We start from the raw sequence: 14501 nt of genomic DNA on the forward strand, positions 1-14501 counted from the left end.
CTCACCTCACCCAGCCGGTGACTGGGCGTCATACGTTCGAAGCGGCTTCGCCGGCTGAATTAGACTCATGACCATGACCTTGTGGAATCGCCAATCTGATGCTCCGTTGACCTTGCTGCGCGAGGAACCCAGCGGAGATCCCGGTGCTGATCTGGAGCGCGGGGTGCAGCTGTTGCGCGAAGTCCAGTCCGGTGAGCGCGGGCCGCTGCTGCGCCTGTACCGGCCGGACCCCACCTTGGCGTTCGGCCAGCGTGATGTTCGCCTCCCGGGCTTCGAGCTGGCCAGCCGGGCGGCCGCGAACCAGGGATTTGCACCGTTGGTGCGCAAGGCGGGCGGCCGGGCAGCCGCCTACCACCGTGGCACCTTGATCGTCGACCATATCGAGCCGCAGGCCGAAGCGATCATGCACCAGCAGCAGCGGTTCGAGATTTTCGCCCGGCTCTATGCCGATGCATTCCGCAGGGCCGGGGTTCAAGCCGAGGTAGGGCCGATCGACGGCGAGTACTGCGTCGGGGACCATTCGGTGCACGGAGTGCCTGGGGCTGGCTCCGCGATCGGGCATGCGGTCAAGCTGGTGGGCACCGCGCAGCGGGTGATTTCCGGAGCTTGGCTGTTCTCCAGCGTTTTCGTGGTGGAGAATTCCGAGCCTCTGCGACGCGTGCTGGATGCCGTCTACCAGGCCATGGAAGTCCCGATGAATCCCGCGACGGTGGGTGCCGGTGACGACCTGGCGCCAGGGCTCACGACCGAAACCTTCATCGAGGCGCTGCTGGCCGAATACCGGGAGCATGTCGCCGTCCCGGAGCAGACGGCCGGTTAAACACGATGTTCCCGGAACCCTCAAGGTTCCGGGAACTGTGCATTTAAGGCGAAACTACGCTCCGACGCGCTCGACGACTTCCTCGATGCGCGGGTTGGTTGCAGCGGTGCCGTCGGGGAAGATCAGGGTCGGGACGGTCTGGTTGCCGTTGTTGAACGACTCGACGATCTGCGCGGTGCCCTCGACCTCTTCGATATTCACCTCGGTGTAGGCCACGCCCTTCTGGTCCATCAGGCGCTTCAGGTTGCGGCAGTAGCCGCACCAGCTGGTGGTGAACATGGTGACTCCGCCGGCGGCAGGAACGTACTTCTCAAGGTTCAATTCGTTGCTCATACTTCATGTAACCACGCGACCTGCCCGTTTGTTCCGCCTGACCCGGCTGCCACCACTGTTTTCCGCCGCTCGTCGGACTACACTGGGAACAAAATTCGAACAAATCTGCGGGGGTTCATCATGTGCGGACGCTACGTCATGGCCAAGGCCATCGGCGACCTGGTTGCCGAGGCGGAAGCGGAGGCGGACGCCAACCTTGAGCTTCGCCAGTCGTGGAACGTCGCGCCGACCACCGACGTGCCGGTGGTGCTCGAGCGGATGATCGACGGGCAGCTGCACCGCCAGGTCCATGTGGCCCGCTGGGGCCTGGTTCCCGGCTGGGCCAAGGAGCTGTCGGTGGGGGTGCGCGCCTTCAACGCGCGCAGCGAAACCGCCTCCTCCAAGCCGACGTTCCGTTCGGCGGTCAAGAAGCGCAGGGCCGCGGTGCCAGTGCAGGGCTATTACGAGTGGAAGAAGGAAGGCAGCAAGAAGCGCCCCTTCTTCGTGCACCGAGAGGACGGCAAGCTGATCTTCTTCGCAGGGCTGTACGAATGGTGGAAGGACAAGGATGGAAGCTGGATCCTGTCCACCTCGATCATGACCATGGATTCGCCATCGAGCGAAGAGCCGGGGGTGCTCGGCGAGTTGGCCGGGCTCCACGACCGCCTGCCGATTCCGCTGGATCGGGAAATGATGGCACGCTGGCTGGATCCGGAGCAGGAGGACGGCGAAGGGCTGATCGAGCAGATCCGGTCTGAGGCCTTCGACGTGGCCTCGACCTGGACCATGCACGAGGTGGATCCAGCGGTGGGAAACGTGCGCAACGACGGCCCGGAGCTGATCGAACCGCATCGCTCGCTGTTCTAGGAGTCCGCGCTCCGGGAGCGCGCTCCCGCATGCAGCCCGAAGCCCAGGCCGATGGCCCCCAGGCCCAGCGCGCTGAGCAGCTTGCCGAGGATCTGCGTCCCTGTCACCCAGGGGGCGGGGGAGAAAGCGCTGTTGTCCAGCGGCGCGTAGGCGAACCAGCCGAAGCTCTTGACCTGCAGCGCATCCCAGATCAGCAGGCCGGTTCCGCCGGCCAGCACCAGCAGCCCGGCGAGCCAGATGATGCGCGTGGTGAGCGTGTGCTTCCTGCTTTTGAGCATGCGGCGTGCCAGGATCAGTCCCAGGCTCAGGCACAGCGCCCCGAAACCCAAGGCCAGCAGCAGCTCGCCGGAGACCTGCAGCAAGGAGGGGCCGATGGAAAACGTGTCGACCGGTTGCGGTTCGGTGCCGCCGGAATACAGCAGGTACTCGGCTTGGATGTCGCGCCAGAGCAGCACGCTGCCGGCCAGGATGGACAGCGTTCCGATCCAGCCGGGGATTTTCGCCGAGCGCACGCGGGCAGAGGATTCAGGCATGGGTTCATCATTCCACACGAAAGCCCAAGCCGGGATGGAATTGCTCATTCCACCCCGGCTTGGGCTCAGCGTTGCGCACCGCTATGGGGCTAGTGCCCGCGGGCGATCCACTCATCCAGGTTCGGCGCTTCGTCGCCGATGGTGGTGGCGGCGCCGTGGCCGGTGTTGACCACGGTTTCCGCCGGCAGGGTCAGCAGCTTGGAGCGGATCGAGTCGATGATCGTCTCGAAGCTCGAGTAGCTGCGCCCGGTGGCGCCGGGCCCGCCGTTGAACAGGGTGTCGCCGCTGAACAGCACCCCCAGGTCCTCCGAGTAGAAGCAGGTGGATCCCGGCGAGTGCCCCGGGGTGTGCAGGGCTGTCAAGGTGGTCCCGGCGACGGTGAAGCTGTCGCCTTCGTGGATTTCCGCGTCGATATCGCGCTCCGGGTACACCGCGTCCCAGAGCATCTGGTCTTCGGGGTTCAGGAACAGCGGGGCGTCGACCTCGTCGGAGAACTGCGCGGCGGCGCGGATGTGGTCGTCGTGCCCGTGGGTGAGCAGCACCGCCATCACCTCGCGCTTGCCGATGGCCTCGCGGATGGCCTGCGGGTCGTGGGCCGGGTCGATCACGATGACCTCGGCGTCGTCCCCGATGAGCCAGACGTTGTTGTCCACCTCCCAGGTGCCGCCGTCCAGGCTGAAGGTGCCGGAGGTGACGATGTTCTCGATGCGCGCGGCCACTAGATTTCCACCACCGATCGCAGCACGGTGCCCTCGTGCATCTTGTCGAAGGCTGCCTCGACGTCGTTGATGCCGATGCGCTCGGTGACGAAGGAGTCCAGGTCCAGACGGCCGAGCTTGTACTGCTGGACCAGCATCGGGAAGTCGTGGCTCGGCAGGCAGTCGCCGTACCAGGAGCTCTTCAGCGAACCGCCGCGGCCGAAGACATCCAGCAGCGGCAGCTCAAGGGTCATCTCCGGGGTCGGCACGCCCACCAGCACCACGCGCCCGGCCAGGTCGCGGGCGTAGAAGGCCTGCTTGTAGGTTTCCGGGCGGCCCACCGCGTCGATGACCACGTCGGCGCCGAAGCCGCCGGTGAGCTCCTGGATCGCGGTGACCGCGTCCACCTGGGCGGAGTTCACGGTGTGGGTGGCGCCGAAGCGCTTGGCGGTTTCCAGCTTGTCCTGGTTGACGTCCACCGCGATGATGGTGGTAGCCCCGGCCAGCTGGGCGCCGGCGATGGCCGCCGAGCCCACGCCGCCGCAGCCGATGACCGCCACGGATTCCCCGCGCTTGATCTCTCCGGTGTTGATGGCCGCGCCGATACCGGCCATAATGCCGCAGCCCAGCAGGCCCACGGCCGCCGGATCAGCGTCCTCGTCCACGATGGTGCACTGCCCGGAGTGGACCAGGGTCTTTTCGGCGAAGGATCCGATGCCCAGCGCAGGGGACAGTTCGGTGCCGTCTTCCAGGGTCATCTTCTGGGTGGCGTTGAAGGTGTTGAAGCAGTACTTCGGCTCGCCCTTGGCGCAGGCGCGGCACTGGCCACAGACCGCGCGCCAGTTCAGGATGACGCGGTCGCCGACCTTGACGTTGGTGACGTTCTCGCCGATCTGGCTGACCACGGCAGTGGACTCGTGGCCCAGCAGGTAGGGGTAGTCGTCACCAATGCCGCCGAGCTTGTAGTGCAGGTCGGTATGGCACACGCCGGTGGTCAGCACGTCGACCACGACCTCTCCCGGTCCCGGATCCGGAACGATGATGTCGACAACCTCGACCGGGGCGTCTTTGGCGCGGGAAATGACCGCTTTGACCTTGTGGGACATGTCAGTGAGCTCCTTGTGGTGGATTGTGCTTCTGACCCGATGCTATCGGTGCGGCAGACGGGAATCTAGGAGCCGCGCGCCAAATGACCAAGTGTGGCGCGGGATGGATGCGCTGTGCGGCCGATTCGCCGATTGTCCCGGAATCCTACATAGTCGCTGACGTGTTTGGTCGTGGACTTTTGCGCGGCGGCCGCTTAATACTTGAATGGATTAGCCAAGGCGATAAGCGCAGGTCAGGGACGAGGGAGTAGGAATGCAGGAACAGCACACGATCGAGTTGGCGCCGGGGTTGCGGATTCCGGCCATCGGGCTGGGCACCTGGCCGCTGACCGGCGAGGAAGCGGCTGATGCGGTGGCCCGGGCGCTGGGCAACGGCTACCGCCACGTGGACACCGCGGCGAACTACGGCAACGAGCAGGCGGTCGGCGAGGGCATCGCGCGGGCCGGGGTGGGGCGCGAGGCGCTGTGGGTGACCAGCAAGTTCAACAAGGAGGACCACTCGCGCGACGGCGTGGCCGCCGCCTACGAGCGCGCCTGCGAGCTGATGGGGTTGGATTACCTGGACTTGTATCTGGTGCACTGGCCCAATCCGCAGCAAGGTGCCTTTGTCGAGGCCTGCCACGGGCTGGAGGAACTGGTGCAGGCAGGCAAGCTGCGCGCCTGGGGCGTGTCCAACTTCAAGCCGGCGCACCTGCAGGCCGTTTATGATGCGGGGCTGCGCCCGGCGCTGAACCAGGTGCAGGTCGACCCCGAGCACCTGCAACGCGGGCAGCTTCAAGCCCACGCGAAACATCGGCTGGCCACCGCCGCCTACAGCCCGCTGGGCCGTGCCGGGGATTTCCTGTCCCACCCGGCGATCACCGAAGCGGCGGAGCAGTATGGCAAGACCCCGGCGCAGGTGGTGCTGCGCTGGCATTTGGACTCGGAGCGTATCGCGGTGCCCAAGTCCGCCAGTGATGTGCGGCAGCGCGAGAACCTTGATGTTTTCGACTTCTCCCTGACCGGGCAGCAGCTGGCGGCGATCGATGCGCTGGATACCGGTGCCGGCCCGCGCCTGGATGCGGATTCCTTCGGCCACTAACCTCCCTCGCGCAGACCAGGGGCGCCCCTCGGGGCGGCCCTTTGCCGCGTTAACGGGGCCTGCACACGGCAAATCGCCGTTGACCTGCAAGGCACCGAGCGCCTGCGGGAGATTTTCGGATCGGCGAATTTTCTTTGGAATTTCCCTAGGTGTTGCGGATCACGCAGGAGTACACTCAAGTGTGCGCAAAACGTACCACTGTTCGGATAGCGTGCACATCGGTTCTTGTTACTTGGAGGTTCCCCATGGCGATTGACCAGAGCAGCGCAGTTGTCGGTACAGATCTCTCGCGTGTCGAGCAGAGCTACCGGATGAAGCGGGCGAAGAAAGCGGCGCTGGCCGCGTTCCTCGGAGGCATGCTGGAGTACTACGACTTCTTCATCTATGCGACCGCCGCGTCGCTGATCTTCTCGCATATCTTCTTCCCGGCGGGGGATCCCACGATTACCCTCATGGCCTCGTTCGCCACCTTCGGCGTCGCCTACGTGGCCCGCCCATTCGGGGCCATCGTGTTCGGCCACCTGGGCGACCGACTGGGGCGTAAGAACACGCTGGTGCTGACCCTGATGCTGATGGGAGGGTCGACCTTCGCGATCGGCCTGCTGCCGAACTTCGCGCAGGCCGGCTACCTGGCCCCGGCCCTGCTGGTGTCCCTGCGGCTGGTCCAGGGCCTGTCCGCCGGCGCAGAGACGGCGGGGTCCTCGACCCTGACCATGGAGGAATCCCCGGTGGGGCGGCGCGGTTTCTTCCCGTCCTTCGCCATGAGCGGGATCTCGGCGGGCATCGTGCTGGCCTCGCTGGCATTCATCCCGGTCGCCGCGATGGAGGAAACCGCCAGGATGTCGTGGGGCTGGCGTGTTCCCTTCCTGCTCTCGGTGGTCGTCATGATCGTGGCCATGCTGGTGCGCCGCTCGCTCGAGGAGCCTGAAGTCTTCGAGGACGAGGTCAAGGCGCAGGCCGGCGACGCCAAGGAGAAGCTGCCGTTCCTGCTGATGCTCAAGACCCACCCGGCGCAGTTCTTCCAGGTCTCGCTGATGTCCTTCCAATGCGTCACCAACACCCTGATGCAGGCCTTCGGCCTGGCCTACGCGGTCAGCGTGGGCATCCCCGCGGCCACTATGCTGGTGGTCAGCATCGTGGGCAACGTGCTGGCGATCTTCACCCAGCCGCTGAGCGCCTACCTCTCGGACCGCTTCGGCCGCCGCCCGATCTTCATCACGGGCATCCTGTCTTCCGGCGTGCTGATCTGGGTGTACTTCTGGGCGATCTCCACCTCCAACATCGCGCTGGTCTTCCTGCTGAGCATCGCGATCACCGCCGGCAGCTACGCGGTGTCCAACGCGATCTACCCGGCCTGGTTCTCCGAGCTGTTCCACGTCAAGGTCCGCTACTCGGGTGTCGCCATCGGCCTGCAGGTGGGCATCCTGTGCGCCGGGTTCACCCCGATGATCGCCACCGTGCTGGTCGGCGGGATCCCTGCCAACTACGGCCCGGCGGCCTGGATCGTTGCCGGATCCTCCATCGTGGCGGCCATCGGAGCCATCTGGGCCCGCGAAACCTTCAAGACCCCGCTGCACGAGCTGGGCAACCGGGTGGAGTAGAACCTCCGTCTCCTGCCAAGGGCCCGGAATCCGCTGGTCGTCGACCGGCTGGTTCCGGGCCTTCGTGCCACCGGGGCGGCATGGCGGCCCGTCCCGTTCAGCGGGACAAGCGGATTTCGGCGGCGCGCGGGCGGGATGTAATCGAGCCACGCGCGCCCGGGACCTCGGGCGCGCCAGAATCACGGGAGGAAATCGATGACCCAGAAAACCCGACGCGTCGCAGTTGTCACCGGAGCCAGCCGCGGGGCTGGCAAGGGGATCGCGCTGGCGCTGGGCGAAGCCGGGACCAAGGTCTACGTCACCGGGCGCACCACCACCGAAGGCGAGGCCCCGCTGCCGGGGACCGTTTTCGCCACCGCCGGGGAAATCGCCGCCCGCGGCGGGATCGGCGTGCCGGTGGTGCTCGACCACACCGACGACACCCAGGTGAAGGCGCTCTTCGAACGCATCGCCGCCGAAGACGGGGCCATCGACATCCTGGTCAACAACGCCTACGCGGTCCCGGCGGAGCTGACGCTCACCGGAGCGTTCTGGGAGAAGTCCTTGGACCTGCTTCAGGTGTTCAACGTTGGGCTACGCTCCAGCTACGTCGCCAGCTACTACGCCGCGCCGCTGCTGATCGCCGGCGGCGGCCTGGTGGTGAACACCTCCTCTTTCGGCGGCACCTGCTACATGCACGGCCCGGCCTACGGAGCCGGCAAGGCCGCCGTGGACAAGATGGCCAGCGACATGGCCGTGGACTTCAAGCCGCACGGCGTCGCCGTTCTCTCCCTGTGGATGGGGATGCTGAAGACCGAGCGCACCCTGGCCGAGCTGGCGAAAAGCCCGGAGCAGTACGGGGACCTGGAAGCCACCGCCGAATCCCCGGAATTCCCCGGCCGGGTCATCGACGCGCTGCACCGCGACCCGCAGTTGATGCAGCGCAGCGGCCAGGTGCTGATCGCCGCGGAAGTGGCCGCGGAACTGGGGGTGCAGGACGTGAACGGTGCGCAGCCGGTCTCCCACCGCCCCATGCTTGGAAACCCGCCGGTGTTTTCCGACGCAGTCATCGGCTGAACCCCAACCGAACACCCGCCCGAAATAATTTTGAGGAGAACAATCCATGGATTTGGAACAACGCCTTGCCGCGCTGGAAGCGATCGAAGAGATCAAGGCGCTCAAGCACCGCTACTGGCGCGCCTGCGACGGCAAGGACCCGCAGGGATTCCGCGACTGCTTCATCGAACGCGGCGCGATCATCGACTACGGCCCCATGGGCGCCTTCGACGACGTGGAGCCGATGGCCGAGATCTTCACCCAGGTGGCGCTGGCGAAGGTCGACGGGAAGCACGTGATCTTCGACATGCACCACGGCATGCACCCGGACATCACGCTGATTAGCCCCACCACCGCCCGGGGACGCTGGACGCTGCGCTTCCGCCAGGTCAACCTGGCCGAACGCACCGAGTACCTGAAGACCGGCGAATACGACGACGAATACGTGCTGGTGGACGGCCAGTGGAAGATGTCCGCCTGCCGCTTCACCGACACCTGGTCGATGACCCGCGCGCTTGATGAGAGCGTGCAGATCGTAGAGGGCGAGTTCCTGGCGGTTCCGGCACCCTAGCGGCGCCCGTCGAAGGCCCGGAGCCCGAGCGGATCATCCGCTCGGGCTCCGGGCCTTTGCCGTACCTTCCGCAGCAGCGCCGCGAGCGGTGAACTGATCAAAAAAATTGTTCACGAAACCGGGCCCGCGCCAAACTGTCGGCCGGGCTGACTAGTGTAGCTACCGATCGAACACATGTTCGAATAGAATGAATTTGTTGAGTAAGGAGCGCACACGTGGGCATGTTCACCGAGCCGATTGAGGTCACCCGCGCAGCGAACGGAATACCGCTGCGCGTCACCTGGCGAGGGAAAGACTACCGCCTGGTGGCTGAACCCGAACGTTGGTTCGAACGCCGCAAATGGTGGGAGGAGAACATGAGAATCCCGCGTGGACTAGGGGCAGGGGTGGCCGATTATGAGATGTGGCGACTGCAGCTGGCCGATGCCTCGGGCCGTTCGGAGCCGTTCAGCATCGATGTCAGCTTCGATGCGCAAAGCACCCGCTGGCGCCTGGTCCGCCTGCACGAGCAGCATGCCCGCAGCGCCTGAGGCGCTACTCGAATACATGTTCGAGGCGATGGCATGAGCTTCACGCACCTGAATGTCGCCTCCTCCTACAGCGCCCACTACGGGGTCTCCACCCCGCCCCAGCTGGCCGCCGCCGCGCACGCCATGGGCGCCGAAGCGCTGGCCCTCACCGACCGCGACGGGCTCTACGGGGCGGTCAAGCACGTAGCCGCCTGCATGGAACACGGGCTGCATCCACTGCTGGGCGTGAACCTGGCACTGCTCGACACCCCGGGCCATGCAGTTGGCCGGATCATCCTGCTGGCCCGCGGGCGCAGCAACGGAGCTGGCTACGCGGCCCTGTGCCGCAGCATCAGCCAAGCCCACCAGGCGCCCCGCGGCATCCCCGGGTTGACCCGGCGCCAGCTCGCCCACCGGGTGGCCTCCGGAAACCTCATGCTGCTGGTCGGCGGGGAATCCGACGTGGCCCGGGCGCTGGCCCGCGGGCAGTATGCCAAGGCCCGCGCACTGCTGGCCGACTGGAAAAAACTGGCAGGCCCCATGCTGCGCGTGGAAATCACCACCCATCTGTCCACCCCCGGATCCCGCTACAACCTCGGGGAAGCCGGCAGGATGCTGCGCTACGCCGAGGAACTGGGCCTAAAGGCGGTGCTGAGCAACGCCGTGCGCTACGCCGACCCCGACGGCGCGGTCACCGCCGACCTGCTGGACTCCGCCCGCACCCTGAACAGCCTGAGTGAAATGGACTCCTGCCAGCCCAACGGGCAGGGCTGGCTCAAGTCCCCGCAGGAGATGCGCCAGCTGGCCTCCGAAATCGCCCGCGCCACCGAACGCGGCTGGATGCGCAAGCTGCTGCGGGAAACCGAGACAGTCGCCAGCTTCGCCGCCCTGGACCCCGCCGGCGACCTGGGCTGGAAAAAACCTGTCATCCCCGAAGCCTCGGTGCTGGGCCTGCACCGCCCGGCCATGCAGGAGCTGACCGAACGCGTCTACGCCGCCGTGCCCCGGCTGCTGCCCAACGAGACGAAGCACACCGTCGAGCAGCGGCTGTCCCTGGAACTCGGGGTCATCAACCGGCTGGATTTCGCCGGCTACTTCCTCACCGTCGCCGAAACCGTCAAGCTCATCACCGGCATGGGGGTGCGCGTGGCGGCCCGCGGCTCCGGCGCCTCCTCGCTGGTCAACTACCTGCTGGGCATCAGCCAGGTCAACCCGCTGGCCCACGACCTGGTCTTCGAACGCTTCCTCTCCGACACCCGCACCACCCTGCCGGACATCGACATCGACGTGGAATCAGCCCGCCGCCACGAGATCTACCGCAAGATCTTCGCCAGCTTCGGCGAAGAACGCGTGAGCCTGATGAGCATGCAGAACGCCTACCGGGCCCGCGGAGCGGTCCGCGACGCCGGAGCCGCCCTGGGCCTGGAGGACGGACAGGTGGACGGCATCGCCAAGCAGCTGTGGCGCTTTTCCGCCTCCTCCTTCCGCGAAGCGCTCGCCGAGAAGCCGGAGCTGGGCGAACTGGCCGAACGCCTCACCGAGGACTCCCAGCTGGACATCCTGATCGACGCCACCGAACGCCTGGACCGGCTGCCGCGGCACATCTCCATGCACCCGTGCGGCGTCATCCTCTCCGACGCCTCGCTGCTGGACCGCACCCCGGTCCAGCCCTCGGGCATCGCCCTGCCGATGAGCCAGTTCGACAAGCACGACATGGACCTCATGGGGCTGATCAAGCTCGACGTGCTCGGGGTGCGCATGCAGTCGGCCATCGCCTACACCCTTCAGGAGATCGCGCGCCTGCACCCCGATGCGGCCGCGGTCGCCCGCGCCGGGGGACACGCCACCACCAGCTATATCGACCCGGCCGGTCATATCGACCTGGCCAAGGTCCCGCTGGATGACGCCCCCACCTTCGAGCTGATCCGCTCCACCCACACCCTGGGCTGCTTCCAGATCGAATCCCCGGGCCAGCGCGAGCTGATCGGCAAGCTCGCCCCCGCCGAATTCAACGACCTGATCATCGATATCTCGCTGTTCCGCCCCGGCCCCATGCAGTCCAACATGGTCAAGCCCTACCTGGAGCACCGCCACGGCTTCGCCCCCGAACAGTACCTGCACCAGGAACTCAAGCCCGCGCTGGCCGAAACCCACGGGGTAGTGGTCTTCCACGAACAGGTGCTGCGCATCCTGGACACCATGACCGGCTGCGGCCTGGGCATGGCGGATGTCTACCGCCGCCACCTGGGCAACCCCGTCCAGGAACCGGCGGTCGAAAAATACTTCCGCGCCAGCGCCGCCGCCAAGGGCTACACCCCGGAAACCATCGACAAGGTCTGGACGGTGCTGGCGGGCTTCGGCTCCTTCGGCTTCTGCAAGGCCCACGGGGCGGCCTTCGCCGTACCCACCTACCACTCGGCCTGGCTCAAGGCCCACCACCCCGAAGCCTTCCTCGCCGGCATCTGGGAACACGACCCGGGCATGTACCCCAAGCGGCTGCTGGTCTCCGAAGCCCGGCGCATGGGCATCCCCATCCTGCCGCTGGACATCAACCGCTCCACCGGGCACTACCGAGTCGAACGTATCTTCGAATACGCTTCCGCCGCGGCCCCCGCCGTGCCCCGCGCGCCCGGAACCCTGCGCCCCGGACGCTATGGTGTCCGCCTGGCCTTCCGCGACATCCACCAGATGAGCGAACGAGAGGTCGAACGCCTGGTCGCCGGGCAGCCCTACGAGCACCTGGCCGACGTGCGCCACCGCGCCGGCCTGTCCCGGCGCACCTACCAGAACCTCGCGGCCCTGGGTGTCTTCGACTCCCTGCTCACCGGCACCAGCCGGGCGGACACCATCGCCCACACCCAGTCCATGGCCCGCACCAGCCTGCCGGCCAAATACCGGCCCGGCCCCGGCCAGCTCACCCTCGACCTCGGGCAGATCGAACACATCAATAACACCGGAGCGCAGCTGGAACCGGCCGAGATCATCCGCACCGAACTGGACCTCATGCACCTGGACGCCAGCGAACACCTCATCACCTCCTACCGGCAACGCCTGGCCCACCTGCCGATCACCCAGGCCATCGAGCTGCTGCACCTGCGCAACGGCACCGAGGTGCTGGTCGCCGGGGTGCGCGTGGCCACCCAGACCCCGCCCATGCGCGGAGGCAAACGCGTCGTGTTCATCTCCGTGGACGACGGCACCGGCTGTATCGACGCCACCTTCTTCGACGACACCCAGCAACGCACCGGACCGCTGCTGTTCTCCACCCGCATGCTGCTCATCCACGGCATCACCCGGCGCACCGGACCCCGCGGCATCTCGCTGCAGGCGCTGAACGCCTGGGACCTGCACCAGCCCGAAACCCTGCCCGCCGCCGGATACCTGGACTCCGCAGCGCGCCCGCGCCCCAGCTACCGGCCCAAGCTCGGACAGAGCCCCACCGAAACCGTTGGAGAACTCGCCCGCCGCATGAACGCCGAAGGCCTGGACCAGCGTGGAGCCTGACCTATCTAGATTTCTTGTTCTAGGCCCTCGAGATAGGCCTGCAGACAGAGAGTCAATGCCAAACTAGTGCCACTATCGATTTCTTCAACAGAAACGTCTCCAAATTTGTCCAGCATTCCAATTTCTACTTCGACTTCTAGCCAGAAACGGTCCAAAGATTTGAAAATCGATACGGCTTCAAGAAGCAGTTCAACGTCCGGGCTCTGAGAAGAGTCAACAACATATTTGAGTAGTTCATGAGTGAGATCGTGTCTGTGGAGGTATATGCGTTCTAGAACTATGGACTGGCTATCGGAGAGCGCACCCATGTGGACCAACCAAGATAAGGATGCACGGAAAGGACTTTTGGGCGCACGGCTCAGGACCTTATCTTGATACTCGGATTTAGCATCATCCCCGCCAAGCCATTCGTTGCTATCTCCAACTTGAACGAAACCGAAAAATAACTTGGTGCGTTCGATGACGGACCATTTGATGAGCTCATGCGTGATTTGAAAGAGCCCTGCAAATGCCAGCGTGTTCCGAATAACCGGAAGACGCAACTTGTGCATAATTTTAGATCTCTCAGCCTCATACTCATCATCAGTCATAGGGAAAATCTTGACACATCAATAGTGGCAGCGAGATAGCCCCATTGACCGAATCGAATGTCTGAGTATAAGCCGAGACGCCCTTACTGCTCGTTGAAGTTATTAGACCGAGGACACGTGGCCGTCCGCATCAATGACAAATGACGGATTGTGCACAAAATCCCAGCGGAACCCATCCGGATCGGCCACGCAGGCGCTCATCCCGCCCCACGGCTGCACGGTAGGAGCCGTAATGGACTGGGCCCCGGCATCAAGCGCTCGCCGGTAGAGCTGTTCAACTTCCGCATCGGTGTGCACATTGTGCCCCAATGAAACTGGGGGAGCTTTCTCACCGTGCCCGATGTCGCCATACTCGTTGGGCATCTGCGTAATGTCCCACAAGGCCAGCATCAAGGAATGCCCGGCGCGGACAAAGGCAATCTCCGGGTGGGCTGGCTGCACCAGCTCGAAACCCAGTCCCTCGGTATAGAACCTGGTTGAAACACCGACATCACGCACGCCGAGGGTGATCGCGCTGATGGTCGGCGGGGCCGACTTGTTCATATGACCAGCCTAGGGGGCGGTGACCTCGAATGATAGGTCTAGGGATAGCCAGACGCTGATTCTCAAACCGTTCCAGTGGGCTGGGAGTACAAATAACCAACTCATACCAGTTAGCCGTTCCCTTGCGGCCTGCGCGGAAGCTCTTAGCTACGCGGTGTCGGAGGAAAGACGCGCGTGCAGATGCATATCGTGCCAACCATCAATGTGCAGGGCCTGCTGTCGCTTGGTTCCCTCGTAGCGATAACCGCACTTGCGGGCCACTGCGCAAGACGCCGGATTATCCACTGAGTGCGAAAGTTCGAGACGGTGAAATCCTGCGGTTACAAATGCCCACACAGTGAGGGCACTCAATGCCTTCGAAGCGAAACCATGCCCACGCGCATTCGGCAGAGCCCAATAGGAAATTTCGCCAGAGCCTGCCGACAGATCTACGCGGCGTAAACTAATCTGCCCTACAACCTCGCCTCGATGGGAGATCGCCCACCCGGCCCCGGATTCATTTTCCCAACGACCCTCCCAATGCAGTACCCACGCGCGGGCTTCAGCCGTATTCAGGGTTCGCCCGTGCCACTGGATGATCGAGGGATCTTGGAAAGCTTCCTCGATGACCGCTGCATCGGTGGCTACCCATGGTCGCAGCCGCAATTCATCATCGGATATCACCGGCTGAGCAGTTCGGGAGAGGTCCCCGGGCGAAAACACTGGCTTTGTCAACTCAGGCATGTGCCAAT

General features: G+C 65.0%; 15 protein-coding genes. 8 read left to right on the forward strand and 7 right to left on the reverse strand.

Going from position 1 to position 14501, the window contains the following annotated elements; all coding sequences use genetic code 11:
- Positions 1-73: 73 nt before the first annotated feature.
- Entirely contained in the window at positions 74-820 is a 747-nt protein-coding gene (locus tag ATC04_RS08910) for a lipoate--protein ligase family protein (RefSeq protein WP_183043098.1), read from the forward strand.
- A 54-nt stretch (positions 821-874) separates the two neighbouring features.
- Here ATC04_RS08910 and ATC04_RS08915 read toward each other — a convergent pair whose 3' ends face one another.
- Complete coding sequence (locus tag ATC04_RS08915; RefSeq protein WP_047119232.1) at positions 875-1153, reverse strand: mycoredoxin; 279 nt, start codon at positions 1151-1153, stop codon at positions 875-877.
- A 120-nt stretch (positions 1154-1273) separates the two neighbouring features.
- On the opposite strand from ATC04_RS08915, the gene ATC04_RS08920 reads away from it, so the two are divergent.
- A complete protein-coding gene (locus tag ATC04_RS08920) occupies positions 1274-1999 on the forward strand; it encodes an SOS response-associated peptidase (RefSeq protein WP_047119231.1) in 726 nt (241 codons plus the stop codon).
- Here the strand turns inward: ATC04_RS08920 and ATC04_RS08925 are convergent.
- From ATC04_RS08925 to ATC04_RS08935, 3 genes are all read right to left on the reverse strand, one after another.
- Positions 1996-2532 (reverse strand): hypothetical protein, encoded by a 537-nt coding sequence (locus ATC04_RS08925; protein WP_047119230.1) that lies wholly within the window; start codon positions 2530-2532, stop codon positions 1996-1998. The two genes, ATC04_RS08920 and ATC04_RS08925, sit on opposite strands and share 4 nt — an antisense overlap.
- Before the next feature lie 89 nt (positions 2533-2621).
- Positions 2622-3251: an MBL fold metallo-hydrolase gene (locus tag ATC04_RS08930; protein ID WP_047119229.1), complete on the reverse strand. Its 630-nt coding sequence runs from the start codon at positions 3249-3251 to the stop codon at positions 2622-2624.
- A complete protein-coding gene (locus tag ATC04_RS08935; RefSeq protein ID WP_047119228.1) occupies positions 3251-4336 on the reverse strand; it encodes an S-(hydroxymethyl)mycothiol dehydrogenase in 1086 nt (361 codons plus the stop codon). Before ATC04_RS08935 ends, ATC04_RS08930 begins: the two co-directional genes overlap by 1 nt.
- Positions 4337-4589: 253 nt before the next feature.
- On the opposite strand from ATC04_RS08935, the gene ATC04_RS08940 reads away from it, so the two are divergent.
- From ATC04_RS08940 to dnaE, 6 genes are all read left to right on the forward strand, one after another.
- Complete coding sequence (locus ATC04_RS08940) at positions 4590-5417, forward strand: aldo/keto reductase (protein ID WP_047119227.1); 828 nt, start codon at positions 4590-4592, stop codon at positions 5415-5417.
- Between the two features lie 245 nt (positions 5418-5662).
- Positions 5663-7018, forward strand: a complete 1356-nt coding sequence (locus tag ATC04_RS08945; protein WP_047119226.1) for an MFS transporter — start codon at positions 5663-5665, stop codon at positions 7016-7018.
- Positions 7019-7213: 195 nt separating this feature from the next.
- Positions 7214-8074 carry an SDR family NAD(P)-dependent oxidoreductase gene (locus ATC04_RS08950; RefSeq protein WP_047119225.1) on the forward strand — a complete coding sequence of 287 codons (861 nt, stop codon included), beginning with the start codon at positions 7214-7216 and terminating at the stop codon, positions 8072-8074.
- A 46-nt stretch (positions 8075-8120) separates the two neighbouring features.
- Positions 8121-8624, forward strand: a complete 504-nt coding sequence (locus tag ATC04_RS08955; RefSeq protein WP_047119224.1) for a nuclear transport factor 2 family protein — start codon at positions 8121-8123, stop codon at positions 8622-8624.
- A 221-nt stretch (positions 8625-8845) separates the two neighbouring features.
- Positions 8846-9154 carry a DUF6504 family protein gene (locus tag ATC04_RS08960; RefSeq protein WP_231736074.1) on the forward strand — a complete coding sequence of 103 codons (309 nt, stop codon included), beginning with the start codon at positions 8846-8848 and terminating at the stop codon, positions 9152-9154.
- A 33-nt stretch (positions 9155-9187) separates the two neighbouring features.
- Positions 9188-12637 carry a DNA polymerase III subunit alpha gene (dnaE, locus tag ATC04_RS08965; RefSeq protein WP_047119222.1) on the forward strand — a complete coding sequence of 1150 codons (3450 nt, stop codon included), beginning with the start codon at positions 9188-9190 and terminating at the stop codon, positions 12635-12637.
- A 5-nt stretch (positions 12638-12642) separates the two neighbouring features.
- On the opposite strand, the gene ATC04_RS08970 is transcribed toward dnaE, so the two are convergent.
- The 3 genes from ATC04_RS08970 to ATC04_RS18785 form a co-directional block, all read right to left on the reverse strand.
- On the reverse strand, positions 12643-13227 hold the full coding sequence (locus ATC04_RS08970) for a hypothetical protein (protein ID WP_047119221.1): 585 nt from the start codon (positions 13225-13227) through the stop codon (positions 12643-12645).
- 102 nt (positions 13228-13329) lie between these two features.
- On the reverse strand, positions 13330-13770 hold the full coding sequence (locus tag ATC04_RS08975) for a VOC family protein (protein WP_047119220.1): 441 nt from the start codon (positions 13768-13770) through the stop codon (positions 13330-13332).
- 147 nt (positions 13771-13917) lie between these two features.
- Positions 13918-14493: a GNAT family N-acetyltransferase gene (locus ATC04_RS18785; protein WP_082124057.1), complete on the reverse strand. Its 576-nt coding sequence runs from the start codon at positions 14491-14493 to the stop codon at positions 13918-13920.
- Positions 14494-14501: the final 8 nt, after the last annotated feature.

Origin of the sequence: Arthrobacter sp. YC-RL1 (assembly GCF_001454985.1) — a bacterium.
Classification (GTDB): Bacteria; Actinomycetota; Actinomycetes; order Actinomycetales; family Micrococcaceae; genus Glutamicibacter; species Glutamicibacter soli.

Bases quoted from the DNA above. Each gene is read 5' to 3' on its own strand.
- ATC04_RS08950 (WP_047119225.1), top strand. From the start codon at position 7,214: ATGACCCAGAAAACCCGACGCGTCGCAGTTGTCACCGGAGCCAGCCGC.
- ATC04_RS18785 (WP_082124057.1), bottom strand. From the start codon at position 14,493: ATGCCTGAGTTGACAAAGCCAGTGTTTTCGCCCGGGGACCTCTCCCGA.
- ATC04_RS08955 (WP_047119224.1), top strand. From the start codon at position 8,121: ATGGATTTGGAACAACGCCTTGCCGCGCTGGAAGCGATCGAAGAGATC.
- ATC04_RS08975 (WP_047119220.1), bottom strand. From the start codon at position 13,770: ATGAACAAGTCGGCCCCGCCGACCATCAGCGCGATCACCCTCGGCGTG.
- ATC04_RS08970 (WP_047119221.1), bottom strand. From the start codon at position 13,227: ATGACTGATGATGAGTATGAGGCTGAGAGATCTAAAATTATGCACAAG.
- ATC04_RS08940 (WP_047119227.1), top strand. From the start codon at position 4,590: ATGCAGGAACAGCACACGATCGAGTTGGCGCCGGGGTTGCGGATTCCG.
- ATC04_RS08920 (WP_047119231.1), top strand. From the start codon at position 1,274: ATGTGCGGACGCTACGTCATGGCCAAGGCCATCGGCGACCTGGTTGCC.
- ATC04_RS08910 (WP_183043098.1), top strand. From the start codon at position 74: ATGACCTTGTGGAATCGCCAATCTGATGCTCCGTTGACCTTGCTGCGC.
- ATC04_RS08960 (WP_231736074.1), top strand. From the start codon at position 8,846: ATGTTCACCGAGCCGATTGAGGTCACCCGCGCAGCGAACGGAATACCG.
- ATC04_RS08915 (WP_047119232.1), bottom strand. From the start codon at position 1,153: ATGAGCAACGAATTGAACCTTGAGAAGTACGTTCCTGCCGCCGGCGGA.
- ATC04_RS08925 (WP_047119230.1), bottom strand. From the start codon at position 2,532: ATGCCTGAATCCTCTGCCCGCGTGCGCTCGGCGAAAATCCCCGGCTGG.
- ATC04_RS08935 (WP_047119228.1), bottom strand. From the start codon at position 4,336: ATGTCCCACAAGGTCAAAGCGGTCATTTCCCGCGCCAAAGACGCCCCG.
- dnaE (WP_047119222.1), top strand. From the start codon at position 9,188: ATGAGCTTCACGCACCTGAATGTCGCCTCCTCCTACAGCGCCCACTAC.
- ATC04_RS08945 (WP_047119226.1), top strand. From the start codon at position 5,663: ATGGCGATTGACCAGAGCAGCGCAGTTGTCGGTACAGATCTCTCGCGT.